Source organism: Hydrocarboniphaga sp. FW305-C-57 (genome assembly GCF_058783045.1).
The window spans coordinates 634,247-659,805 of record NZ_JBYSYG010000002.1; the positions used below are offsets into that span (position 1 = coordinate 634,247).

Annotated in this window: 14 protein-coding genes, 1 tRNA gene and 1 pseudogene; 12 read left to right on the plus strand and 4 right to left on the minus strand. The window is 67.0% G+C overall.

The genetic code is table 11. The features are described 5' to 3' along the window. Window positions 1-12 precede the first annotated feature (12 nt). From AC3WUM_RS07145 to AC3WUM_RS07155, 3 genes are read left to right on the plus strand one after another with little or no spacing between them, the layout of a single operon-like run. Window positions 13-2,043 carry a 3'-5' exonuclease gene (locus tag AC3WUM_RS07145; RefSeq protein WP_492409509.1) on the plus strand — a complete coding sequence of 677 codons (2,031 nt, stop codon included), beginning with the start codon at window positions 13-15 and terminating at the stop codon, window positions 2,041-2,043. Beyond that, window positions 2,040-7,859, plus strand: a complete 5,820-nt coding sequence (locus AC3WUM_RS07150) for a DEAD/DEAH box helicase (protein WP_492409510.1) — start codon at window positions 2,040-2,042, stop codon at window positions 7,857-7,859. The genes AC3WUM_RS07145 and AC3WUM_RS07150 overlap by 4 nt, the downstream gene beginning before the upstream one ends. Next, entirely contained in the window at window positions 7,856-9,037 is a 1,182-nt protein-coding gene (locus AC3WUM_RS07155; protein WP_492409511.1) for a PD-(D/E)XK nuclease family protein, read from the plus strand. The genes AC3WUM_RS07150 and AC3WUM_RS07155 overlap by 4 nt, the downstream gene beginning before the upstream one ends. Before the next feature lie 144 nt (window positions 9,038-9,181). On the opposite strand, the gene AC3WUM_RS07160 is transcribed toward AC3WUM_RS07155, so the two are convergent. Then, a complete protein-coding gene (locus AC3WUM_RS07160) occupies window positions 9,182-9,814 on the minus strand; it encodes a helix-turn-helix domain-containing protein (RefSeq protein WP_492409512.1) in 633 nt (210 codons plus the stop codon). A 255-nt stretch (window positions 9,815-10,069) separates the two neighbouring features. After that, a tRNA-Ile gene (locus AC3WUM_RS07165) sits at window positions 10,070-10,146 on the minus strand. A 170-nt stretch (window positions 10,147-10,316) separates the two neighbouring features. On the opposite strand from AC3WUM_RS07165, the gene AC3WUM_RS07170 reads away from it, so the two are divergent. The 4 genes from AC3WUM_RS07170 to AC3WUM_RS07185 all read left to right on the plus strand — a co-directional run bounded on the left by AC3WUM_RS07170 (window position 10,317) and on the right by AC3WUM_RS07185 (window position 13,576). Beyond that, window positions 10,317-10,640 carry an HvfA family oxazolone/thioamide-modified RiPP metallophore gene (locus tag AC3WUM_RS07170; RefSeq protein WP_492409514.1) on the plus strand — a complete coding sequence of 108 codons (324 nt, stop codon included), beginning with the start codon at window positions 10,317-10,319 and terminating at the stop codon, window positions 10,638-10,640. A 26-nt stretch (window positions 10,641-10,666) separates the two neighbouring features. Further along, complete coding sequence (locus AC3WUM_RS07175; RefSeq protein WP_492409515.1) at window positions 10,667-11,509, plus strand: MbnB/TglH/ChrH family RiPP precursor modification enzyme; 843 nt, start codon at window positions 10,667-10,669, stop codon at window positions 11,507-11,509. Further along, the gene (locus tag AC3WUM_RS07180) at window positions 11,506-12,279 is read left to right on the plus strand and encodes an HvfC family RiPP maturation protein (protein ID WP_492409516.1); all 774 of its coding nucleotides are present in this window, start codon (window positions 11,506-11,508) and stop codon (window positions 12,277-12,279) included. The genes AC3WUM_RS07175 and AC3WUM_RS07180 overlap by 4 nt, the downstream gene beginning before the upstream one ends. Before the next feature lie 121 nt (window positions 12,280-12,400). Then, window positions 12,401-13,576 carry a hypothetical protein gene (locus AC3WUM_RS07185; protein ID WP_492409517.1) on the plus strand — a complete coding sequence of 392 codons (1,176 nt, stop codon included), beginning with the start codon at window positions 12,401-12,403 and terminating at the stop codon, window positions 13,574-13,576. Window positions 13,577-13,855: 279 nt separating this feature from the next. Here AC3WUM_RS07185 and AC3WUM_RS07190 read toward each other — a convergent pair whose 3' ends face one another. Together AC3WUM_RS07190 and AC3WUM_RS07195 are read right to left on the minus strand one after the other, a co-directional pair. After that, window positions 13,856-16,213 (minus strand): WD40 repeat domain-containing protein, encoded by a 2,358-nt coding sequence (locus AC3WUM_RS07190; RefSeq protein WP_492409568.1) that lies wholly within the window; start codon window positions 16,211-16,213, stop codon window positions 13,856-13,858. Between the two features lie 282 nt (window positions 16,214-16,495). Further along, a pseudogene (locus AC3WUM_RS07195) lies at window positions 16,496-17,110 on the minus strand (toll/interleukin-1 receptor domain-containing protein); the annotation flags it as partial. On the opposite strand from AC3WUM_RS07195, the gene AC3WUM_RS07200 reads away from it, so the two are divergent. The 5 genes from AC3WUM_RS07200 to AC3WUM_RS07220 are packed head-to-tail and all read left to right on the plus strand — an operon-like array spanning window position 17,000 to window position 25,530. Next, window positions 17,000-19,486 carry a tetratricopeptide repeat-containing protein gene (locus AC3WUM_RS07200; RefSeq protein WP_492409518.1) on the plus strand — a complete coding sequence of 829 codons (2,487 nt, stop codon included), beginning with the start codon at window positions 17,000-17,002 and terminating at the stop codon, window positions 19,484-19,486. The pseudogene AC3WUM_RS07195 and the gene AC3WUM_RS07200 overlap by 111 nt on opposite strands. Before the next feature lie 26 nt (window positions 19,487-19,512). After that, entirely contained in the window at window positions 19,513-20,835 is a 1,323-nt protein-coding gene (locus AC3WUM_RS07205; RefSeq protein WP_492409519.1) for a hypothetical protein, read from the plus strand. Then, window positions 20,825-21,565, plus strand: coding sequence for a hypothetical protein (locus AC3WUM_RS07210; RefSeq protein WP_492409520.1), 741 nt, complete (start codon window positions 20,825-20,827; stop codon window positions 21,563-21,565). The genes AC3WUM_RS07205 and AC3WUM_RS07210 overlap by 11 nt, the downstream gene beginning before the upstream one ends. After that, window positions 21,549-24,332, plus strand: coding sequence for an AAA family ATPase (locus AC3WUM_RS07215; RefSeq protein WP_492409521.1), 2,784 nt, complete (start codon window positions 21,549-21,551; stop codon window positions 24,330-24,332). The genes AC3WUM_RS07210 and AC3WUM_RS07215 overlap by 17 nt, the downstream gene beginning before the upstream one ends. 7 nt (window positions 24,333-24,339) lie before the next feature. Beyond that, window positions 24,340-25,530, plus strand: coding sequence for a hypothetical protein (locus AC3WUM_RS07220; RefSeq protein WP_492409522.1), 1,191 nt, complete (start codon window positions 24,340-24,342; stop codon window positions 25,528-25,530). Window positions 25,531-25,559 lie beyond the last annotated feature (29 nt).

Sequence of the window (25,559 nt, forward strand, 5' to 3'; positions counted from 1 at the left end):
AAACCGAGCTGCATGCGTGAGATCGCAATGTTCCCCTCAGACCGCGCCGCGCTGCTCTGGGACAAGATCGACGCGCTCGTCTCCGACCCGCTTCCCGATGGGAAGGTAAAGAAGAAGCTCAAAGGCGCCGACGGCGTCTATCGCATGCGCGTGACCGACCACCGCGTGTTCTATCGCTTCGGCGAAGACTGGATCAGCCTGCTCGGCATCAGGCGGCGTGCCGAAGACACCTACGACGGCGTGCCCGACGAGACCGCTGACGCCCCGGCTCCTGACGACGGCGACGACAACCTCGATGCGCTCATTGCGGCCGCGCAGCCGAAGGTCTTTCAGTTCAAGACGACCGCGCCCGAGACGATGTTGCCCGAACCCATCACGCAGGTGCTGCTGCGTGAGCTCGGTGTCCCCGTCTCGGCGGTGCCGACTCTGTTGCGCTGCAAGACGGAAGAAGCGCTGCTCGAAGCCCCAGTGCCTCCCGAGGTTCTCAGCCGCGTTGTCGACCGCCTCTTCCCGCCGACCATCGAGCGACTCGACCAGCAGCCCGATCTTGTGGTGGCGTCTACGAAGGACCTCGTTCGTTTCAAGGAGGGCGATCTCCTCGGTTTCCTGCTGCGGCTCGACGATGACCAGCTCAAGCTGACCCAGTGGGCGATGAAGGGCCCGACGATGGTTCGCGGCGGTGCGGGCACCGGCAAGAGTACCGTCGCCCTCTATCGGGTGAAGGCGCTGCTCGAACGGCCCGGTGCGACTGGCGCCGAGCGCGTGCTGTTCACGACCTACACGCGCTCGTTGCTCACTGTGACGCAGCAGCTCCTCGAACAGCTCCTGTCGCCTGAGCAGATGAAGCGCGTCGACGTCGCGACGTGCGATCAGATCGCGTGGCGCGTCGTCGGAAAGGTTCGCAAGGTCGGTCAGCTCGAATCCGACAAGGAAGCGCTCAAGCGGCTGGCCAAGCTCCGTGCAACGCACGCGTCCGGGGGCTCCGCGTTCGAAGCGAGGCTGCGCGCGCGGGCGCTGGAGCGTCTGAGCGATGTGTGGCTCCTCGAAGAGTTCGAGTGGATCATCGAGGGACGCGGATTGACGAATCTCTCCGAGTACCAGGCGGCGCCGCGTCCAGGTCGAGGGCTGCCGCTTAATGAACGTGCTCGCGCGGCTGTTTGGGAGTTGTACGAGGCGTTCAGCAGGGGTGCGGGTGAGCGGTATCCGGCGCTGCGGCGGGAGGCACTGAAGCTCCTCGCCGAGGACGCGAAGGCGGCCCGCTACGACTACGTCGTTGTCGATGAGGCGCAGGACCTGAGCCCCGTATCGCTCGCGCTGATGGCCGAGGTTTGCAAGACCGCCGAAGGTCTGTTCTTCGCCGCCGACAACAAGCAGTCGCTCTATTCACGCAACTACACTTGGAGCTCGGCGCACCCGCGTCTCCAGTTCCGAGGGCGCACGGCGCTACTCTCGCGCAACTACCGCTCGACGCGCGAGATCGACCGCGCCGCCTTCTCTGTGCTCGTGGCCGGTGAAGGCGAGGAACTGATGGCCTCGAATAGTGTCCACGAAGGACCACTTCCAGTGCTGGTGCGTGACATCGCTGCCGACAAGCAGGCCGAGTGGATTGCGCGTTTCGTCCGGCAGATGGCGCGTCACCTTCACCTGAAGTCGAGCGCCGCCGCCGTTCTTGTTCCCGTCGCAGCCGCCGGTGAAACGCTGGCCATCGAGCTTCAAGCGCAGGGCATCCAGGCTCGCTTCTTCCCTGGCCGCGATCTCGACCTCAAGGCCGACGTCGTGCGCGTGCTGACGCTGCACGCGGCGAAGGGCTTGGAGTTTCCCATCGTTATCGTCGCGGGCCTCGACAGCGGTAGCTGGCCCGTACCGGAGGACTTCGAGGAGCCGGATCTTTTCGCCGAGCGCGCACGCCACGAGCGGCGTGTGCTCTATGTCGGGCTCACCCGTGCGATGCGCGGGTTGATGCTGATTTCGCCCCAAGGATGTCGGCATCCCGCGGTCGCCAATCTTGACCTCAGCCACTGGCACGTGGAGAGCGCCGTATGAGCAATGTGAAACTCCACAACTATGCCGACGAAGGTCGGCTCGTCGACGTGGACATTGTCGGGTTTCTCCGCAAAAAACTCGACAAAGGCGACAAGCTCGACTTCACGAACATCGTCGAAGTAGCCGACGCTGTGGTCGACGCACTCTTCGATGGCTGGTCGCCGGAGCAAGTTGCGGAGGTCATTGCGGAGCTGAGTCCGGCCGCCGACAAGGCGCTCGCTAAGTGGTCTGATCGAGCGGGCGGCAAGGTCACGAAGGCAGAGAAGACCACGCGCAAGGCCACGGTGCGGAGGCCCGCGCAGTTGACGCGCTCTCCTTCGGTCCTCGAGCGCGACCCCACGGGCGACGAACGTTTCACGCCCACGCGCCTCGTGGGCCGCCTCCAGAAGGCTCTGCAGGGCTACATCGAGAGCGCTTACCCGCTAAACGATCCGACGCTGGTTCGCTCACGTCGCCGCCTGCTCGAAGAAGCAGCAGGCGGCCACCTGCTCGCGCAGGAGCCCTACATCGAGACCACCACGCGCTACGCGACGTCAAAGGCGACATACGGGGACATAGGGTTCACGCCGGAGATCGCCGGCTTCTTCTCTAAGCTCGCCAAGACGCCGTCCGCGCAGAGCACGCCGGATGACGAGCGTACGGTCCTCTTCCCGTCGATCTACATGCATCAGGAGCGCGCCTTCCGAGAGTTCCTCGTCGAGCGGAAAGACATAGTCGTTGCGACGGGCACGGGCTCCGGTAAGACCGAGTGTTTCCTCGTGCCGATGCTCGGCTCGCTCTACGACGAAGCGGCGCGCTCGCCCGAGACGTTCGAGCAGCCCGGCGTGCGCGCGCTGATCCTGTACCCGATGAACGCGTTGGTGAACGACCAGCTCTCGCGCCTGCGTCTTTTGCTCGGCGACCCCGCTGTTGCCGATGCTTTCAAGGGGCTCGGGACAGATCGCCGCTTCCCGCGCTTCGGCATGTACACGGGGCGTACGGCATATCCAGGGCCGCGCAGCTCCTCGCGCGACAGCGACCGCGTGAAGCCGCTGCTCGACTACTACCTGGGGCTCTCGCCGGAAGTCGAAGAGCGCCTCCGCCGTCTGGGTCGTTACCCTGCCAAAGACCTCCAAGCCTTTTACGCGCAGAACGAGGCGCGCCGGCGGACGTACCAGAGCGGCAAGCGCGCTGGGCAGGAGTACACAGACCACAACTGGGAACGGCGCCTTCACACGGGTCCGAATGATCGCGAGCTGCTGACTCGGCAGGAGATGATCCACGGCGCAGGAAGCCGTCCCGGCCATGCGCCCGACGTGCTCGTTACGAACTATTCGATGCTCGAGTACATGCTGATGCGTCCGTTCGAGCGCCCTGTCTTCGCTGAGACAAAGCGCTGGCTCGAACAGGAAGGCACGCAACTCCTGCTCGTACTCGACGAGGCGCACATGTACCGGGGCGCCAAGGGCGCGGAGGTGGCGTTCCTCATCCGCCGCTTGCGCGCGCGGCTCGGTATCCACGACCGCCCCGACAAGCTGCGCGTCATCGCCACTTCTGCATCGCTCGGCGAGGGCGCGGAGGCGGTTGATGCGGTCAAGCGCTTCGCCGCTGACATCACCGGCAAGCGACCCGAGAGCTTCGAGGCGATCACGGGAACGCGCGAGGTTCCAACGCCTGCCAGTCCTGCTCCGAAGGACGTGGCAGACACGCTGGCTTCGCTCGACCTCGACGGCATCAATGAGGCGCTCGACGCGCCCGCGCTTCGCGAGAAGCTCGCGCCGCTGCTCCCGGCGAGCATCGCTACGGACGCTAGCGAGAATGAAGTGCTCGCGGCCCTGCATGCAGCCTTGAAGAACAAGCCGTGGGTCAATCAGTTGGTGAAGGAAGCGGCTGGCCACGCGGTCGCAGTGAGCGAGCTCGCTCCGCGCGTGTTCCCGGGCCATCCGGAGGCGCGCCGCGCGCTCGAAGCGCTGCTCACCGTGTCCACCCTCGCGCGCACCAAGGCCGACGAGCCCGGTCTCGTGCCCACGCGAGTGCACGGTCTCTTCCGTGGCCTCCACGGGCTCTATGCCTGCGTGAACCCCCAGTGCAGTGGACGGCAGAGCGAGCCCGGCGAACAGGCGGTCCTAGGCAAATTGTTCACGACGCCGAGCGCGGTGTGCGATGCCTGCGGCTGCCGCGTCTTCGAGATCGCGTCGTGCCGCGATTGCGGCGGCCCGTATCTGCTCGCCTACTCGCAAGAGGAGTCGCTTGACCGGCTCTCGTTCCTGTGGGGTGAGACCGAGGGTGCGCTATTCCGGCTGCAGCTCCTTCCCAGCACTCCGCGCTACACGGACCGCACCGAGATCGTGCGGCTCCACCTGCGCACGGGCTACCTCGACACCGGCAATCGCTTCCCCGACGACGAGGTCCGCGACCTGGCTCTCTGGCTCGATAGCGACGGTAAGCGCGAGGCCTCGTTCGACCGCTGTGCCATGTGCCAGCCTTCGGCGAACGCAAAGAGCCGCATTCACGACTTCAGGACGCGCGGCGAGCAGCCTTTCACGGCGCTTATCGAGGCACAGTTCGCAGAGCAGCCGCCGCAAAAGAAGGACCCGCGCCTGCCGAACCACGGGCGCAAGGTGCTGGTGTTCAGCGACGGACGGCAGAAGGCCGCACGCCTGGCGCCGGCGCTCGAGCACAGCCACGCGCGCGATCTGTTCCGGCAGGTCGTCGCGCTCGCAGCCCACGAGCTTGGCGAGCAGGTGGGCATGTCGGCGATGCAGTACCTGTACCCGGCGGTCGTGCATCTGTGCGCGCAGCGCGGCTACGACCTGTTTCCGGCCGCCGATGAGGTGGAGTTCCACAATCACCTTGGGCAGGTGAAGGGCAAGACGCTGCAGCAGACGATCGCGATGGCGAACCGAGGCTGGCTGCGCGCCACGCGCTCGTTCGCGCAGGCGATCTTCAGCGAGCTAACCGATCGCTACTACTCGCTGCCCGCGCTCGCCCTTGCCACCATCGAGGAGGACCCGGACACCGCCGACATCGTGTTCGATGATTTCCCGAGCATCGGCCTCGACGCCGATGCCCAGAAGGTTCTGTTCCGCGCCTGGCTCCGGCAGCACCTTGAGCGTCGCTCATTCCGCCCCGACGGCGCGGAGACGCGCGAGCTCGGCGAAGGCTGGGCTCACCCGCAGGGCATCAACGCCGCGCGCATCGAGCACGTGCTGCCCAACCGCTTCAACCAATACCTGGCCCACGTTCTCGGCGGGGACATGGTCAAGGTCGAGCAGGTGACAAAGTGGTTCCAGCACGCCGTGCGTGACAAGGGCCTGCTGCACTTTGAAAGCGACCTTTACTACCTGCAGCTCCAAGGCCTGAGCCTCCACCTGCGGCTCGACACCAACTGGCTGCGTTGCCAGGACTGCGCGCGCATCCATCCGGAGGCGCTGGCCAACGCGTGCCCCGCGTGCCTCGGCGCTGTCGTTGAGGTCGATCCTGACTACCTGGACGCGCGCACCGGGTTCTACCGCCAGCAGGTGCAGCGCGCCTTCGACAAGCGTGCGCTGGAGCCCTTTGGTCTCTCGGCAGCGGAGCACTCCGCACAGCTCACGGGCCAACCCGATGAGAGTGCCTTCAACAAGGTTGAGGAGTACGAGCTGCGTTTTCAGGACGTGCCGCTCGACAACCTGCCGCCGATCGACGTGCTGAGTTGTACGACAACAATGGAAGTCGGCATCGACATCGGCGCTCTCTCCGGCGTCGCGCTACGCAACGTGCCTCCGCACGTCGCGAACTACCAGCAGCGCGCTGGTCGCGCGGGCCGTCGAGGACGCTCCATCGCGTCGGTCATCACCTACGCCCACGGCACCTCTCACGACGCCCACTTCTTCGATCACCCAGAGCAGATCATCTCGGGCGACGTGCGAGCTCCGGTCGTTTACGTCGAGAACCAGCAGGTACTCGCGCGACACGTCCACGCCTATCTCGTGCAGCGCTTCTTCCACGAGCGCGTGCCACCAGACCCGACTAGCTACGACCTCTTTGGCTCCCTCGGCTCGGTCGAGCAGTTCCTCGCAGAGGCCCACGCCTGCTCGCTGCTCAAGCTCGAGGCGTGGCTTGACGACAACGCAGACGTCTTGCGGCGCGAGCTCGAAGGGTGGGTACCCGCGTTCAGCTTCGGCCTCAACGAGCCTGTTGCAGAGGTGGCAGACACGATTCGCGAGGCCATCGCCAACACGAAGCTACGCATCCGCGACGTGCTTCCGGTCGCCGAGTACGCCACGCGCGAAACACTCGCCGATCTCGAGCGAGAGTCACTGGAGCGACGCTTAGAGGAGCCGCTGCTCGAGACGCTCATCGGCCACGCGGTGTTCCCGCGCTACGCGTTCCCGACGGACGTCGTGACATTCTGGGTCTCCAAGCCACGCCAGCAAGGCGACGCGCCAAACAAGAGGACCTTCGACTACGAGCCGCAGCGCGACCTTCAGCTTGCACTTTCGGAGTACGCGCCCGGGCGAAGCCTCACGATCGACAAGTGGCGCTTCGAGTCAGCGGCGCTGTACTCGCCGTACGAGCCGAGCGCGGCGCACACGATCCAGCGGCAGCGCCCATACACGTCGTGCGTCGACTGCTCGTGGGCGACGATGGATGGCGCGATGGCCCAGGCGACACTTTGCCCGGTCTGCGGAAGCGACCAGCTCACGCGCACCGCGTTCATCACGCCAGCTGGCTTCGCGCCTGACCTCAACGCCAAGCGCGAAGTCGATCGTGGACAGGCCATCAGCTACGCGGGCATGACCGATCGCGCGCGGCTCGAACCGCAGGATCCGCCCTCGGCGTGGACCGAGGAGGCTGGATGCGATGGCCGCCTGCTTCGTTGGACCGGCCCGCGCTTCCTCGTGATGGTGAACAAGGGCGTCGGCCAGCGCGGCTTCCGCGTATGCCCCGACTGCGGTCGCTCGGAGCCTGAGTATGGTCCTGGTTTTACTGCTACGAAGCTCATGAAGAAGGGCGCGCCGACCTCGCATGATCACCCGTTGGAGCGAGGGAAGGTGTGCGCGGGTGTCGCCGATGGTCCCTTCTATCTCGGGCACGAGTTCCCTACCGATGCACTGCTCCTGCGCCTGCGCGTCACGGCGCCGGTGCAGCTCGGCGCGGCGACCACGACGGGACTCATTACGCGCGCCTCTCGCATGGCGCTCTCCTCGCTGGTTGAAGCGCTCGGCCTCGCGGCGTCGCGCGCGTTGCAGATCGACGAGGGCGAGCTGTCGGGGTGGTGGACGCCCGTCATGGGGGGGCGTCCCGACGAGGCGCAGCTTTACCTCTACGACCTCTTGCCGGGCGGCGCAGGCTACGCGCGCGCCGTCGGAAACAATATGCCGGAGGTGCTCGGCGCCGCCGAGGCGTTGCTCGGAGGGTGCGACTGTCCGTCGTCCTGCTACCGGTGCATCCGTCACTACGGCAATAACTGGATTCATGCTTCGCTCGACCGCCATCTCGCACTCGCGCTCCTTCGCCACCTGCGCACGGGCGAGCTTCCGAGCCTGACCGACCAGGACAAGGACCGCGCGCTCGTGACCCTGCGCCAGCTCCTGGCGCTGCGAGGCATCGCGTGTGAGGAGAACGTGAACCTCGGCGGTACGCGCGTCCCGCTTATCTTCCAACTCTCCAACTCGCGGGTATGCGTGGATGTTCATCATCCGCTTATCGATCCGCTTGCGCACGACTCTCCGGTCGTCGCAGCGGCGCGCTCGCAGTTCCTCGAGGCCGTGTCGCTGGATGCGTTCGACCTTCTTCACGATCTGCCTGCCGCCGTGGCGCGCCTGAAGCTGCCGAATGGAGCGGTGGGATGAGCCTCTACGAGCTGCAAGCGCCCACAGCGTGGGCGGACCCGCCGTCCATGTGGAGCAGCACGAGCCTCGACGACGTCGAGGCGTGCCCGCGGCGCTGGCAGCTCCTGCGTTCGCGCTGGGGCGATTTCGAGCGCTTCCCGGTGCGTCCGCACCCGGCGGCCATCGAAGGGCAGATCGTTCACGAGGCGCTCGACCGGCTCGCGCGCGCCTGCGGCCAGCGAGGCAACCCGGCATTCGGCAGCGCGGAGTTCTCGGCCGCTCTGACCGACGCGGACTTCTTTCCGGGCTTCGCGCGCGCCGTCGCAGAGTGGCAGCAGAAGCTCACGTCCCATCCAAGGCCGGGCCCCGCGTTCCGCCTCCGCGCGAGTGGCGAGGAGCTGGCGAACCGCGCGGTGCGCATGTTTCGCGAGCAGTACAAGGTCGACGGGCACGTCAACTCGCAAGCGGCTGAGCGCTCAACGGACACGCCCGCCGATGTAAATACGCTCCTCAAGCAGAAGCGCGCCCTCTCCGAGTTGAAGCTAACCCATCCCAAGCTTCCGTTCCTCGGAATCCTCGACCGCGTGCAGGGCATAGGGGAGGGAGTCGAGGTCGTCGACTTCAAGACGGGCAAGCCGAGCGACAAGAACCGGAGGCAGCTGCTTCGCTATGCGCTCCTCTGGTGGCGCGAGACCGGAGACGTTCCAGTTCGTGTCAGCGCGCAGTATCTGGACGGAATCGAATCTTGGGCCGGCAATCAGGGAATGCTCGAGGATATCGAGGTTGACCTCGAGCAGATGATTTCGCTTTTGACCGACGCGCTAAGTTTACGCCCGGCTTTGGCGAAGCCTGGAGCTAACTGTCACTTCTGTGCAGTCCGAGCACGCTGCCAGGAAGGTTGGTCTGTCGGCGAGGAGGCGGCGCACGCCGATGGCCGCGGTGACGCTGAGATAGTTGTAGGGGCGAGAGTTAGCGATTATGGATTCCTCGCTCTTTTGCACAACGGTGCCGAGATATCGGTGGTGTATGAGGCCGCCGTCTCGAAGTTGCTGCCCGAGCACGTAGAGGGCCGCGTGCTCCGAGTCATCAACGGTGTTTGGAAGGAAAGGCGTACCCAACTCCAGATCAAAGCATGGACTGAGGTATTCATTGTGCATCTGGCGCAATGTAAGGCCGGTAAAGTTCGTACCCGACCGTGAGCCTATGTCGCACATAGCAGGCCGGTGTGGCCCAACAATCGTAGTCCGATGAGCGCGCGGCTTCTACCAATGCAGCGAGCCATTCAACCGGCTGGCAGGAAAGGTCGCGACTATCGCGTCCTTCCATCCTGCAGCGCTTATCGCCTAGTCAGCTCGTAGCGAGCCAGCTAGCCGGATTACTTTCGTGTCATTGCCGGTTTCTAACAAATAGTCACGAGGTGAGACTGGTTGGCGCGGCGCGGCAGGGAGCATTTCTTCGCCGAGCAGATCGACATTAGGCGTTACCAGCCAGGAAAGCGCTTCAATGGTACTAATCGCCTGCGGAAACGCTCGCAAGATCTCACGAAGCCCCGGCAGTTCGTGATTCTCGTGAAACTGAAGGGCCGGCAGGCGGTATTCGCGCCCAGCCGAAAGCTTGAGAAATGTGCGATTCCTGATGCGCTGACGGATGGTTGATGTGCTTACGCCCAGCATCACCGCCACGTCGGCAACGGTCAGTCCCGTCACGAACAGATCGAAAAACACGTGCGCAGACTGACGGCGAGCACGTGCTGCACATTGCTGGGTTGTCGGGCCGAGAAGCAAGCCTACACGGTGGAGGGCTTCCAGTTCTCCCTCGGTCAACGCGCGATCTGGAGCGAGCGACGGCGGCGTGAAGTCATGGTTTCGGCTCGCGAACGTTGCCGCCGCAGCTCGGATGTAATCGAGATCGCTGGCTGCGGGGCTAGCGGCCTGGCGGGGGACATTGATTGCCTGCAGAAGCGGGTGCCGAGGCATAGCTCCGATCCTCGAGGGCTCGCTGTCAGTTTGCGCCGTCGGAGGCGCCGCATCCATGGTCGATCCTGCTTTCGCTTGCTCCCGAGGCGTCTCTGGAAACTGGCTGAGCCATCACCTGATGGCCCAATCCGCCATTCAGGATTCTTACCAGAGTGCCTTCAAGCAATTAGCATGACCATCTGCCGTCAAGCATATACGCTGATTTCGCGCGATTAATTGCTTTACTGCACACAATGCGACGCCCTGCGCCGTAAGTGGTGGGCCCAGCCGGACTTGAACCGACAACCAAGAGATTATGAGTCTCCTGCTCTAACCAATTGAGCTATAGGCCCTGCGTCTGCGCCGCTTGCGGCAAGCGGGCCGGCATCATAGCCGATGAGCGCGCAGCCCCGGCGGATGGCCAGGCTTTCGACAACGCGGGTCGCGGCGGCGCTTGGGCTAGGATGGCGGCCCACCATATTGACTCGCCGCCCGACTGGACGGCTCTTCGACGGAGTACGACATGAGCAAGTCTCACCTGAATCCACCGCTGGCGATCGCGATCGGCACGGTGGTGGCGCTCGGCGCCGGCAGCGCTTCGGCGGCCTCGCCGCAATCGCTGTTCGTGGCCAGCGAACTCGCCTCGGGCTACGCGGTGGCCGTGGCCGGTGACACCAAGTCCGGCGAGAAAGCGGCCGATCACGCTTGCGGCGGTGAGGGCGGCTGCGGCGGCGACATGGGCGCCGATGCCGGCAAGGCCGACGACCACAAAGCCGATGCGAAGAAGAGCGCCGATCATGCCGGTCACGACCACGCCGGCCAGGACCAGGCCAAGCCGTCCAAGTAGGCAGGCCTGACGCGGCGGGTTCGCGAATGTCCGAGCTTGCCGGCGCCGGCCTGGGCTTGCGCCGCTCGCTGCTCGACGACTTGCTCACGGCGCCCGCCGGCGCTGTCGACTTCATCGAGGTCGCGCCCGAGAACTGGGCCGAACTCGGCGGCAGCGCCGGCCGCCGCTTCCGCGCGCTGACCGAGCGCTACGCCGTCGCCGCGCACGGGCTCTCGCTCTCGCTCGGCGGTCCCGATCCGCTCGACGAAGGCTGGCTGCGGCGCATCCGCCGCTTCCTCGATACGCACGGCATCGCCGACTACAGCGAGCACCTGTGCTGGACCGCGGCGGGCGGCCAGCTTTACGAGCTGCTGCCGCTGCCGTTCACCGAAGCCTCGGTGCGCCACGTGAGCGCGCGCATCCGCCGCACCCAGGAGGTGCTCGAACGACGCATCGCGGTGGAGAACATCAGCACCTACGCGAGCCTGCCGTCGACGCTCGGCGAAGCCGATTTCCTGCTCGCGGTGCTGCACGAATCGGGCTGCGACCTGCTGCTCGATCTGAACAATCTCTACGTTAACGAGGGCAATCATCACGATCGCGACGACGGCAGCGAGGCGCTGGCCCTGCTCGACCGGCTGCGACGCGAACTGCCTGCCGGGCGCATCCGCGGCTATCACGTCGCCGGGCACCTCGAAACCCGCGACGGGCTGCGCATCGACACGCATGGCGAGCCGGTGATCGAGCCGGTCTGGCGCCTGCTGCAAGCCGCGCACGAACGCTTCGGCGTGCGGCCGACGCTGCTCGAACGCGATAGCCAGCTGCCGCCGTTCCCCGAATTGCTGGCTGAGGTTCAGCACATCCGCGAGCTACAGCGAAGCGCCGCATGAGTGCGGCCAGCGACTCCGCCGAGCAGCTCGCGTTCGCGCAGGCCTTGCGTGATTCCGCCGTGCCGGCGCCGGCCTGGATCACTCCAGAGCGGCTGCAGATTTATCGCGAGCTCGCCTTCAACAATCTGCGACGCGCGCTCGCACGCAGCTTCGCGGTCTCGCATTCCTTGCTGGGCGAGGCCCGCTGGAACGCGCTCGTCGCCGCCTTCTTCAAGGCACTGCGCACGAGCGAACCTCAGCTGCGCCGCCTGCCAGCCGAATTCACGCGCTGGCTGGAGGACGCGCCGAAGCACGAAGCTCCGGCCTGGTGGATCGCGCTATGCCGCTACGAGCAGATCGAGCTCGAACTCGCGATGGCCGATATCGAGCTGCCCGAGGCGCCCGCGCTGCAGGGCGAGGCGCTCGTGTCAGGATTGCTGGCCGGCCGGCCGCGGCTGTCGCCCCTGGCGCGTCTGTTCGACTCCGAGTGGCCCGTGCACCGCATCGATGCCGCTTTTGCGGCAGCGACACGGGACGACGCGCAGCCCGCCGCCGGCCCACGCACGCAGCTCGTGATCTGGCGCGATCGCGCGGACAGCGTGCGTTTCATGGAACTCAACGCATTGAGCGCCCGGCTGCTGCAAGCGCTTCGCGATGCGCCCGCGCGCAGTGGGCGCGAACAGTTGCAGCAGCTCGCGGCCGACATCTCGCAGGCGTCCGAACCGGTCGTCGAGGCCGGTGCCCAACTGCTGTCGAGTCTGTATTCGCGCGAGATCGTGCTGCCGGGGTGATTCGACGCGACGAGGCGGGCACAATCGGGGTTCATTCGGGGACACCGAAAACTCCAGGCGCATCGGAGTTGGATGGAGTCATCAGGAACGATGCCCTCCACATTTGCCCGCGATATTTCTCATGGACGAAATCGGAACGACCGCCATGCCCGCGGTCACACCGAACAAGACGCTGCCGCGATGGATGCTCATGCTCGCCAGTGTGCTGGCGGTGTCGGCTTGCGCCACCCAACCGCAGCGCAGCCCGGCGCTCGATCCGCGCCTCAGCCTCGGCGGCCTGGTCACCGATCGCAGCGCCACGGGCAACGACTGGTTCAACAGCCGCATCAGCCTGAGCGGCCCGTTCGATCGGCTGCAGTATCAGGCGAGCTATGTCGTCGACGGCGGCGACCTGCTCGCGCGCATCGATGGTGAAGGCACGCAGCCGCCGCTGACCAAGCCGCCGCTCGATTACTCGGGCGAGGCCCTGCGGCAGTCGATCAGCGCGAGGCTGCCGAGCCTGATCGGCACCGCGCCGCAGCTCAGCTTCAGCAGCCTGAGCGGCAGCCGCTTCAACGGCGTCGCGGAGACTCCGCAACGCGAGCAGAAAGCGCTGCTCGACTGGAGCCCGGCGCTGTTCGATCTGCACCTGGAGTGGTCGGCTCCGCGCGTGCTCGCCGATCTCAACAAACCGCTCGATTGCAGCCTCGGCGGCCGCCTCAAGTTCGGCCTCGATCGCTTCGGCGCGGACGATCAATCGCTCAGCGTCGGAGCACGCAACTGCCAGGTCGACTCGCCCGACCGGCTCGTCGGCAGCCTGGGCGTGGATAGCTGGAGCGGCGCCTGGCAGTTCGGCAAGACGGCGATGCGACATCAGCTGAGCTTCTCGGTGCTCGAAGTGGCGAACACGCCGCTCACCACCATCGATGCGGGCTCGGGCTACGAACTGCGCCTGACCCAGACGCGTTCGGCCGGCAGCTGGACCGGCGAATCCGCATTGGGCCTGCGCCGCGTCGCCACCACCGACGCAGCCAGCGGCACCACCGACTGGACCGCGCAGGCCAATCTGCAGCGACAGATTCACGATGTCGCGCTCACCGCCGGCTGGAAGCGCGACGCCGACCCGCTCTGGTTCGTCCCGGGAATCGCGCGGCCGGTCGATCAGCTCGCACTGGCGCTCGACCTGCGTTCATGGCTCGCCGAGCAGATCGGTGCAACGAATCTGCTGACCGCTCAGCTGAGCTATCAATGGAACCAGAGCCACGATCCGGCGCTCGACGGCGGCGCGGTGTTCTGGAACCTCTCGAAGGCCTGGTAGTGAGACCGACTTAACAAAAAGTTTCCGGCGATGCCGCGCACTGTGAACCAGTGCGCGGCCGCGAACCGACGTGCTCGATATCTATGGCTCTCCTTCATCCAAGGAGAGTTTCGATGTCCGCAAAGTCGCCGTATTCGCCCGCAGTCCACGTCCGTTTCTGCACCGCCGATCCGGAAACGCCGCCTCCACCGAAACCACCGGGCACGCCACCTGGGGATGCTGGGGGTGGTGGGGGAGGCGAAACCAAACCACCACGTTGACGAGTAGATCGAATCCCACTCAAGGCCCGAGGCAGCGCTGCAGATCGACTGATTTTGGTAACAAGGTGTTGTCCTCAAGCCTCCATGGGCTCACGCAGTTCACACGGCTGGCGACCTCGCCAGCCGTTCTGCTTTCGAAACCAAAAGGCCAAGCCTGCAGACGGCCATCGTCTACGCCACTGCTGTAGAGGGTCTGGCCATCAGCCGAGAAAGAGACGGTTGAAATAGCTCCCATGTGCCTGCCGACGTTATCGACCAATAACAGGGTCTGCGCATCCCAGAGCTTGATCTGGCCATCGCTGCCGCCCGTGACGATGAAGCGGCCATCCGGACTCCAGTCGGCATCGAAGACCGATTTGGTATGCCCCGCCAGATCGCCGATATGCGCTCGCGCTGGCTCCCAGATTGCGGCGGAGGTGCGAGCCTGATCGAGCAGCAGCACACGCCGACCATCCGGTGAAAATTTGGCGGCGAAGCAACCGCCGGCATCCGGCAGATGCACGTGTTGCCGCTCCAGCGAGCGCAGCGAAATCCAGCTCGCCTCGTCGCTTTCGGAGGCCATCGCGACCAGCGCCTGGCCATCGGGCGCAAAGCGCAGGCAGCCGATTTCCGGCGACTCTCCGGCATCGCTGACGAGCGGCTCTTGCAGCTGCGGCTCCAGCGTCAGCAGATCGATCACGAGGGTCCGGCGCTGCACCGGAATCGCGAGCCAGCGCGAATCACCGCTGATGTCGAGCGCGAAGCGCGAATCCATCTCGTACTGGGCCCGATGCTCGCCACTCTCGACATTCCACAGGTGACCGGTATTGCCCATGTCGGCCGCGAACAGATGACGGCCGTCCGGACTGATGCGCAGATTGGAGATGAAGCGGCCCGGCAGCTCGAAGCGACGCAGTCGCTCGTGGGTCCGTGGATTCCAGACCTCGATGACGCCTGAGATCGTCGATGCCGCCACGCGTTGTCCATCCGCCGAGGCGGAAACGCGAGTGATCGCGTCTCCAAGCGAATCCAGCATGGCGAGCGGCTCTAAGGTAGGGCCTTGCCAAACTCGTGGCCTCCCATCAATGCCTCCGCTAAAAATCTGTCCGTCTGGCAACAATGTGAAGTCGACCAAATTGCGCCAGACCATGCCCGACTTTTCGGTGCGGGCTCCGTGCCAGTGCTGACCAAGCGGACGTTGATCGGCTCGCCAGCGAGCGACTTGACCATTCGCCCCAAGTGTCAGCAGTTCGCGCCCGCGATTCGAAAGCAGCACATTGAGAATGTTGCCTTCTATTCGAAACAGGCTCACTCCGGTCTGAACGTCGACTACATGCGCACCTCCCGGAACGATCTGCGCGAACTGCGCCCCATCAGGCCCGAGCGATAAGGGGTTGTGATCGAGCGATGGGCCCGAGTAGAGCAAACTGCCGTCGGCACTCCGCCAGATACGCATGCCATCGGCTGCGGTGGTCAGAAAGCGTTGTCGGTCGCGCGAAAAATCCAGAAACGTAACCTGCTGCGTATGGCCGCTGGCGAACGCCAGTTCACCGCTCGGCAGCGTCCAGGCGCGCACACTGCCGTCCTCGCCCGCTGCGAGCAGGCGGCCGCTATCGTCATCGAACACCATGAGAATCACAGGGCTGCTGAGCCCGCGTAGTCGGAGCCGCCTCCCGCTCGACTGCCGCGAGCGCAGTTCGACATCGCCCGTACGCAGGCCGAAGGCCATCCAGTCGCCGCTGCGATCGAAGGTGGAGATGGTGACTTCTCCAGCCAGATCGACCGGCCTGGACGAGCCGTCCGCAAGTGACCAAAGCCTGGGTTTTCCGCCCGGAGCAATCGCCAGCAGCTCTCCATCGGGACCGAACGGCTGGACCGAAGCCGGATCAAACGAATCGATGGCGATATCGAGCACCTGCCGCTGATCTTCAATCGACCAGACCATGCGGTGCCCTTGCAGGGTCTTCGAATTCACATATGCAATCGACAAGAACCGACGATCACGGCTCAGCGCCGTCTCGTCGCGCCTGACGATGTTCCGCGACGCTATCGCCGCATCTTCGATATGCGCCAGCCGCCTGCCCTCCTCCAGCGACCAGACATCGATCCAGCCGTCCTGGCCGACCACCGTCAGCAGGGCGTCGTCCTCGGTCAAGAACGAACGCCAGGGCACGCCGTTGCTGTCCAGCACCTGGCGCAAGGCGTCGATCGGCTGCATCGCGCGCTGCAGCATGTAGCGCAAGGCCAGGCTGTCCTCGCCGCGCCGATAGGCTTCGGCGAGATAAACCGCAGCGCGCATCGGCGATTCGGCCAGCAACTCGCGACGCCCATGTTCGACGAGCTGACGCCGATACTCGATCTGCTCGCGCTGGTCGAAATCGCGGCGCTGCACGGTCATCGCGACGATGATCAACGATGCGAAAACGGCCAGCACGCCGCCGCGGATCAGGCTTTGCTGCCGCTGCCGGCGCCGCTCGCGACGCACGAGTTCGTCGAGTCCCAAGCCGAGCAGACCCGCGAGCAGCTTCATGCGCGCGAGGAAAGGACCGTCGCCGGATTTGCGCAGATCGGCCGCGATCGGCTCGGACTCGCGCAGCGAAGGCGGAAAGCATTCGCGCGCCGGATCGGCGGCGTTCGGCTCTCCGTCGATGATCAGCGCGAGGATGCGATCGCCGCCGCCCATCGTCTTGAACAGCCGGATCTCCTCGTCGACCCAACGGCTGGCGGCGGCCGACGGAGAGCAGATCACGATCAGATGGCGCGATTCCGACAGTGCCTGGCGAATCACGCCGCCGAGTTCGGACGAGCTCGGCAGCTCGTCGCGATCGCGAAAGATCGGCTGCAGCCGCTTGGGCACCGCGCCCTTGGCGGTCCGGCGGCCGACCAAATGCCCCGGCACGCGATACGCCTCGAGCCGCCGATGCAGCCGGCTCGCGGCGCGGCTGTCGTGGTGGCTGTAACTGATGAACGCCCAATACCGGCGCGGATCCTGCGGCTGTGAAGACATCAACACGTTCTCCCCCGAGAAAGCGCCCGACGGACCACGCCCCCGCGATCCATCGTGCGTATTGTGAACGGATCGACGGCTGCGGATGCGAATAAGCAAGACAATCGAGCCTGACCTCCTTCGGCGCCACGAACCTCCGCGATGCCCGCGGTCGTTCCGGCATGGCAGGCTTGCACCATGATCCCAACATCCGGCGGCGAAATCGGCTTCGATGAGTGGCTGCGTCTGCGCCGCAGCTTTTCGCGCAGCGGCCCCGACGCCACCCTGGTGCTTGGCGGCACCGGGCATCTGCTGCTGTCGCCGGCCGAGGAGGCCGAGATCAGCGCGCATCTGGTCGGCCGCGTCCTGCCCGACATCGCCCGCCAGGCACCGAGCGGCGGCGTGCTCGTCGCCACCGGAGCCGCTCCGGGAGCCGACCTGGTGTTTCACCGCACCGCGCTCGACTGGTTCCGCCGCACCGGCATTGCCTGCCGCAGCGTCGCGCTGCTGCCGGTACCGCCCGAATGGCTGGTCCAGGACTGGGTGCTCTACGCGCGTGGCGCCGGCGTGGCGGTCGAAGACGAGACCATCGCACGCCATCGCGCCGCGCTGGCGCTGATGCTCGAAGAATCGCAATGGCGGGTGACGCTGTACCGGCCGCGCGGCGAACCGGCGTCGGGCTCGCTCGACTGGCGCACCGATCAATACCGGCAGCTCGCGGCCTGCCTGGCCGAGCAGCCCGACATCCTCGTCGCCATGCTGCGCGCGCAGAACCTGCGCGAGCCCGGCGGCACCGCCGAAGTCGTCGAATGGCGCCGGCACATCCGCCGCATTCCGCCGAAGCTCAGTACGCTCGACGCGCAGGCGCCCGACTCGCTCGCGCAGCGGCGCCCGCTCATCGTCATCGACCCGAGCGTGCGCTTCGGCCACTACGAGGCGCAGTCGACGGTGCTTCAAGACAACCGCCGCGACGACGAGCACGCGACGCTAGACGAGGTGGAGCAGGCGCGTCGTAGCGGCAACGAGCTGCGGTGCCACGACCTGCTGGCGCGCGCGGCCAGGCGCGGCGAGCGTTCGCGGCGCATGGACTACCTGCGCATCCTCACGCTGGCCAACCTCGGCAACACCGCGCTCGCGCTCGAGCATTACCGCGGCCTCGTGCTCGCGCCCGACGAGATCGACGAAGACTGGATGGCTCTGCAGGGCCGGCTCGAAAAAGACCTCGCCCAGCAGGCTGGCAGCGAAGCCGAAGCGCAGGCGCACTACCTGAATTCGGCCGATGCCTACGCCTCGGCCTTCCTGCGCTCGCGCGGGGCCTACAGCGGAGTCAATGCGGCGACCATGTACTGCATGGCCGGCAAGGCCGAACAGGCGCGGCTCACCGCGCTCGCCACGCGCGAGGTGCTCGACGAGCTGCCCGCGGGCAATCCGGCGCAGGACTTCTACCGCCACGCCACCGTGGCCGAGATCGCCCTGCACCTGGGCGATCTCGCCACCTGTTCCGCGAACCTGGCCTGCGCCGATCGCCTGCTCGTCGGCGACATCACCCGGCGCGGGCGCACGCTGCGCCAGCTGCGCGAGCTCTGCCGCCAGCTGCGGATCGACGAGGCGGTGCTCGCCGCGCTGCAGATGCCGACGCTGGTGCTGCTGAGGCGCAGCGCCGGCTCGCGGCTCGCCTTCGAAGCCGGCACCGCACCGACGATCGAGCTCGGCGACGAGCTCAGGCCCGGCATGCCGGTGTTCGCGAGCCTGATCGATCCGCTCGATCTGCAACTCGCCCGCCAACTGCTCGAACGCGGGCTCAACCTGTATCCGGTGCTCGCCCTGCCCGAACGCGAACTGCAGAGCGGGTGGGCCCGCAACTGGGGCGAGGCTTCGGCTGCGCAGCTGCTGCAGATCCTGCAGCGAGCCCAGCCGATGGCGGTGGTGCCGGGCTTTCTCGACAGCGAGCGCGACTGGTGCACCCGGCAGCTCGATTCGACCGCACTCGGCGCTTCGCTGCTGACCGCGCGCCGGCTCGGCTGCCCATGGCGGCTCATGTCGGTCGGCCTCGACCACGGCACCGCGCGCTGCGACAGCGTCAAGCTCGGCGCCGAGCAGCAGCGCCTGGCCTGCCTGCAGCAGGAATCCGGAGCCGGCCCGGGCCGGCGCATGGTGGGCATCCTGTTCGCGGACTTCGTCGGCTTCCGACGCATCGCCGACGTCGACATGCCGCGCTTCTGGCGCGAGGTCATGATCACCCTGATCTCGCATCTCAAAGCCTACGGGGCGCGCGTGCTGCACGCCGCCACCTGGGGCGACGCCCTGCACGTGATCACCGACAACGCCACCACCGCAGCCGACATCGCGGCCGACATCCAGCAGCTCATGGAAACCCGCAGGCAGCAGCGCAGCGGCAGCCTGTCGGCGCTCGAACTGCGCATCGCCGCGCACTACGCCCCGGCCTTCGAGGAGACCGACCCGCTGCGCCAGACCCCGGTGTTCTACGGCTCGCAGATCTCGTTCGCGGCCCGCATCGAGCCGGTGACCCCGCCCGGCACCCTGTTCGGTTCCGACACCTTCGTCGCCCGGCTGGCGATCGAATCGCCCGAGCGCTTCTCGTCCGAATACGCCGGCGAACTGGAGCTGGCCAAGAAGCACGGGGCGCATCCCTTGTTCGCCGTGCGTCGACGCGCCGGACCCTGAGCCGGCGGGGCGGGGTAAAATCGCGGATGCGCAGCGAGCCCCGCCCCCACAGCACCGAAGAACGCCTGGCCGACTGGTTCGTCCGCGGCGTCGAACCCGACGACGTTCCCGCCCTGCACGCCCTGATCCAGGCGCGGCCGGCAATCCAGTCGCTGAGCACCCTGTTCTCGGGCACCGAGGCCGCCGTGCTCGTGCGCCTGCTGGTGCTGCGAGAGCTCGGGCGGCGCGGCGGCGACCCGTTCTTCGAGGCCGGCGAGCTGCGCGCCCAGTTTCCGTACCTCGACGAAGCCAAGCTCAACCACCTGATCGGCCGCCTGCGCGTCAACGGGCTGCTGTCCTGGGACAGCGAGACCGCACGCTACAGCGTCAGCCCGCTCGGCCGCATGATCATCGCCGCGCTGTCGGGCGTGCTGAGGTTCGACGACGACGGCGCCGAACTCGGCTACCTGGCCGCGCAACTCGCCGGCAGCGGGGCGATCGGCTCGGTGCAGGAAGACGAGCTGCAGCATCTGCTGTCGCGCCTGGTCGAGCTCAAGGACGAATTCGAGCGCGCGATCCTGTCGGGCTCCGAGCACCGCATCCGCAGCGCCGAAACCCGGCTCGCCTCGGTCTGGAACTGGGTCGACAAGGGCAGCGACATCCTGCGCCGCATCATCGACGAGACCGATCTCGAAGGCCCGACGCATCGCGCGGCCCAGCGCATCGGCCAGGTGCAGAGCGAGCTGCTGCGCATGAGCGGCGCCTTCCAGCGCGCGCTGAACCAGATCGAAAGCCAGAAAGTGCATCTCGGCGCGAGCGGGCTGTCGTCGGCCGACGTCTCGGCCTGGCTGCGCAGCCTCGACCAGAGCCGGCTCGTCGCGCTCGCCGAGGGCGCGGTTTCGCCGGTGCCCGACATGAGCTTCGTGCTCGGGGACATCGCGCTCGACGCCGCCGAATTCGAGCTCGTCGACAAGCTGCTGCCCGACAAGCTCGACGCCCGGTTGCCGAACGCCTCCGAATCGCCGCTCAGCGAAGGCGTGGATCTCGAGCCGCCCGACTACGCCGAGCTCGAAAACTGGCGCGACGCCCTGCGCGTGGCGCCCGACGGCTGGTCGCTGTCCGAAGCGGTGCCGCTGCGCGACTACGAACTCTCGAGCTACCGGCTCTCGCTGCTCGCGCTGATCGGCGATCGCGAATCGGCCACGCTCGACGGCCCGGTCGCCGATCTCGCGCGGCTGCCGACGCGCCCGGTCTGGAGCGGCCGCGTGCTGCGGCTCGATCGCGACGGCGTCGCCGAGATCAGCGAAGGCCATCTGCGGGCGAAAGCCGCGGAACCCGACAACGAAGCAGGCAAACCGAATGGAAACTGAGCTGCAAACCCTGGTCGCGCGGCTGTCCACGCATCGCGTGCTGCCGCGCACCGACGCGCAGGTCCGGCGCGCCCTGACCGACGACCTGTTCTACAACGCGCTCAACGAGCGCCTGGCCGCCTGCGGGCTCGAACTCGTCGAGCATCCGTACGCCGACAACGTCTGCCTGCGCGTGCGCCGCGACATGGAGCACGCGGTGTTCGGCGGCGAAGACGCCTGGCTGTCGAACAACGTGGGCCTCAAGCGCGACCAGATCGCGCTGCTCGTGGTGCTGTGGGCGCTGCTGATCCTGCCCAAGCGCTCGCGCCAGCACGAGCGTCGCGATGCGCCCAACACGCAGCGCCAGAACGAGATGTTCGCGGTCGAAAAGCCGCTGCCGACCGCTGCCGACATCGGCATCAGCGTGGCCGAGGCGACGCTGGTGGCCGACTTCGGCGATCGCCTGGGCGGACGCACGCGCATCAGCATCGCGCTGCCGATGCTGTCGCGCCTGGGTTTCATCGAACGCCGCAACGGCCGCATCTCCGAAGGCCCGCTGCTCGATCTCGCGCTCGACTACAGCCGCATGGCCCCGCGCGTGCTCGACGGCACGCTGTCCGAGCTGTTCGGCAGCCTCGCCGAGCAGGCCGAAGCGCCGAACGAGACGTCGATCGAATCGCCCGGCGAAGAAGACGGAACCCTCAACGAAGAACAACCGCCGGAGAGCGAAGACGATGTTCAGCTTCCATAAGCTCGAGATCGTTCACTGGGACTGGTGGGAGCGCTTCTCGCTGCCGCTGGACGCGAACATCGTCACCGTCGTCGGGCCCAACGGCTCCGGCAAGACCACGCTGCTCGACGCGCTGCGCGTGCTGCTGACGATCCCGTGCAGCAACGGCCGCGACTTCAAGCGCTACGTGCGCCGCGCCGATCGTCCTTACGCCTGGCTGCGCGCGGTGGTCAGCAATCCGCGCCGCGCCAACGGCCAGCTCGCGTTCTGGCCGATCACCGACGAGCGCGTGACGCTGTTCTGCCGCATCCGCAAGGACGGCGGCGAATGGAAGCGCAGCTACGGCATCGGCCGCGGCGACATCAGCGTCGAGGAAGCCGAAACCGCCGAGGCGGTGAACTGGGTGGGCCTGCGCCAGTACGAATCGCAGCTCGAAGGCGCGGGCCTGACGCGCGCGATCAAGCGCGTGCTCGCACTCGACCAAGGCCACACCGACAAGCTCTGCGAGCTCAATGGGCGCGAGCTGCTGTCGCTGGTGTTCGAAGTGTTCGGCGACAAGGACGTGCTCGACAATTATCAAAAGGCGCGCGAAGACCAGACCGCCTGCCAGCGCGAGCTCGACGAACTCACGGTGCAGCTCGCAAGCCTGCACACGCGCCTGCGCGCGGCCGAGAGCGACGTGTCGTCCTACCGCGAATACCAGCGCCTGTTCGCCGAGCTCGCCGAACTGACGAGCCAGTGGCGACCGCGCGTGCAGCTCGCCGAGCTGTCCGACAGCCTGCGCGGCAGCCGTACGAATCTGGTCGGCAAGCGTCGCGAGCATCGCGAACTGCAGCGCACGATGATCGAGACCGAGGCCACGCACGCGGCGCTCACGACCGAGCTCGCGCAGGCCGCCGAGCTTGAGGCCACGAGCAAGCTCGAACTCGATCGCGCGCAGAAGGCAGAGAAGGAATTCGCCAAGCAGCTGCGCAAGCCGCAGGGGCTCGTCGACGAACATCAGCGCCTGCTCGATCGCGCCGCGCGCCAGGCCGAAGGCCTCGACGTCGAAGCCGCGACGCGCGAGCAGAACAAGCTTTCGCGGCGCAGCTACGAGCTCGACGCGCAGATCGAAGCGCTCGGCCGCGAGCGCGACGAGCTGCGCCAGCGTGTCGCCGCGCTCGAATCGGGCCGTCGTCCGGAACCGGCCGAAGTCGTCGCGTTCCGCGCCGCGCTGCAGAAGGAAGGCATCGCGCATCGCATGCTCGCCGACATCGTCGAGATCACCGACGACAGCTGGCAGCCCGCGATCGAAGCCGTGCTCGCGGGCGTTCGCCAGCTCGTGCTGCTCGAGAAGCCCGAGGACCGCGGCCGCGCGTGGAAGCTCGGCGAGCAGCATCGCTACCGCCATTACGTCGTGCCGGACCGCGCGCCCGCGCTGTCGGCGCGCAGCGGCTCGCTGCTCGAATGCCTGCGCTTCACGGCCGATCCGCCGAGCTGGCTCGTGCGCCTGCTCGACGGCATCCAGCGCGTCGCCAGTACCGACGAAGGCGCCAAGCTGCCCGAAAGCCAGGCCTGGATCACGCCACGCGGCTATCAGCGCGAACGCCGCGGCGGCCGCGACATATCGGTCGCCGACGTGCATTTCGGCCGCAACGCCGCGGCGCAGGCGCGCACGCGTCTGGCTGAGATCGAAGACGAAGCCGCGGGCCTGCGTGAAGCGCGCCAGAACGTCGCGCAAAAGCTGTCGGCCGTGCAGATGGCGCTCGCCGGACTCGACGCGACGCGCGAACTCGCGGCGCGCGCGGCGGAATTCGAAGCGGCGACGGCCGAGCTCGACCGCCTGACGGCCGAAGCGCAGGCGCTCGAAAGCGCGCGTGCCGATGCGGCGACGCGCTACTTCGCAGCCGTCGAGCGCGCCAAGCCGCTCGGCGCGCAGCACGCGCTCGCCGAAGAAAAACTGCAGCGCGCGCGCAAGGCCGCCGAACAGATCGACTTCGAGCTGCGCAGGACGCAGCGCGCCTACGTCGAGCACGTGCTGTCGTGGCGCTCGCTGCGCAGCGGCAAGCCGCTGTCCTGGCGCTCCGACGCCGGGCTCGCCCAGACGCGCGCGAAGTTCGAATCGGTCGCCGCGGTCGAGCGCGAGATCGAGCGCCAGGAGAAGCGCAAGGCGGAGACGAACTACGTCACCGATCCACAGTGCATTCCGCTGCGCGACAAGCTGTTCACCGAGCATCAGCAGCTCGAGTCGCGCATGGACGATCAGCACGTGCACCTCGACCGCGCGCGCAACAGCACCGACCGCGCACGCAGCACCTACATCGGCGTGCTGCGCGCCACCTTGCGCCGCTACGCCAACAACCTGCGCTCGCTCGGTGCGCTCGCCGGCATCGACGTCGAGGTCAAGCATCCGGAGCTGTCGAACGACGATCTGTCGCTCGCACAGGCGCGGCTCGAAGTGCAGTTCAACTTCGACCAGAAGGGCATGATCGGCCTCAACGACGGCGAGGCCAGCGGCGGCCAGCAGGTCATGAAGTCGATGATCCTGCTCGTCGGCCTGATGGCCGAGGACGACAAGGGCGGCGGCTTCGTCTTCATCGATGAGCCGTTCGCACACCTGGACATCTTCAACATCGACAAGGTCGGCGCGTTCCTGCAGGCCACGCGCGCTCAGTACATCGTCACCACGCCGAACACGCACAACGTCAACGTGTTCAAGCCTTCCGAACTCACGCTCGTCACGCAGAAGAAGCGCGGCGGCATGAGCTTCGCGCCGCCGATCGCGTTCCTGCGGCGCGCGGTGAGCTGAGGCGCGAATGAGCGAGGCGGACTGGTCATCCGCCGATGCGCGCGGCATCCGCACGCGCACGATCGACGTCGGCGCCAAGTCGACGCTGCGAGGCAAGCGCCAGCGCCGAGGCGATGCGCTCGACCTCGAAGCCTGCGCGAGCTGGCCCGAGGACTGGCGCGCGCTCACACGCGAATGGCTGGGCGAGAGCGCGTCGCGGCAATGGAGCACGCTGCTCGGCATCGCCGGACCGATGCGCGCCGCGATGGCGCCCGAGCTGCTCGACGCGCTGCTGGTCGCGGGCTGGCTCACGCTCGACGAGAAGCGCGAGGACGGCCGCTGGGTCGCCGTGCGCGCGGAATTTCGCGAGCTGGAACGCCTGCGCGAACGTCTCGGGCTGCCGAACCGCGATCGCCTCGCCGAGCGGCACCGAGGCTTGCTCGATCGGCGCTTCGACGACGCGGCGCTCGATGCCGCCGCGCAAGCCCTCATCGAGACGGCGCCCGCGCTCGCAATCCGCCGCCATGGCCTGCTCGGCAAGCTCGCGGACTGGAGCGCCGACCGACGCAGCGGCACGCGCCGCGATTTCGCACTGTTCGCGGCCGGCGACACCAAGGGCATCGCCGATGCCGACTGGAACTGGCTCGCCGCATCGCTCTCGCTCGCCGAGTTCGGCATCGAGGCGCACACGCCACTGCTGCTGATGCGCGCACCGCTGGCGATCGCAGCGGTTCCCGATTTCATCGGCCTGACGCCCGAGACCATCGCCGCCGGCATCGGCTCGCCAGCTCGGATCCCGCGCTGGCGCCTGGTCGAAAACCGCACGAGCTTCGAACGCGCCGCGCGCCGCTATGGGTCCGAGGATGGCGTGATCTGGCTGCCGGGTTATCCGCCGGGCTGGTGGATGAAGGCGGTGGCGCAACTGCTCGGACAGCATCCGGCGCCCGCGCTGATCGCCTGCGATCCCGATCCGGCCGGCATCGAGATCGCGCTGAGCGCCGCGGCACCGTGGGAATCGGCAGGTCTGGACTGGCAGCCGTGGCAGATGGAGCCCGAAGTGCTCGATCGGCTGCCGACCGCGAAACCGCTGGGCGAAGCCGATCGGGTGCTGCTGTCGCGCCTGCTGGGCAGACCGCTGCCCACCACGCTGCGGGCGCTCGCCAGTGCGATGCGCGAGCGCGGCATCAAAGGCGAGCAGGAGGGGCTCGGCGAACTGTGACTCGTCGACAGCCTCACGCCACCTAGCCC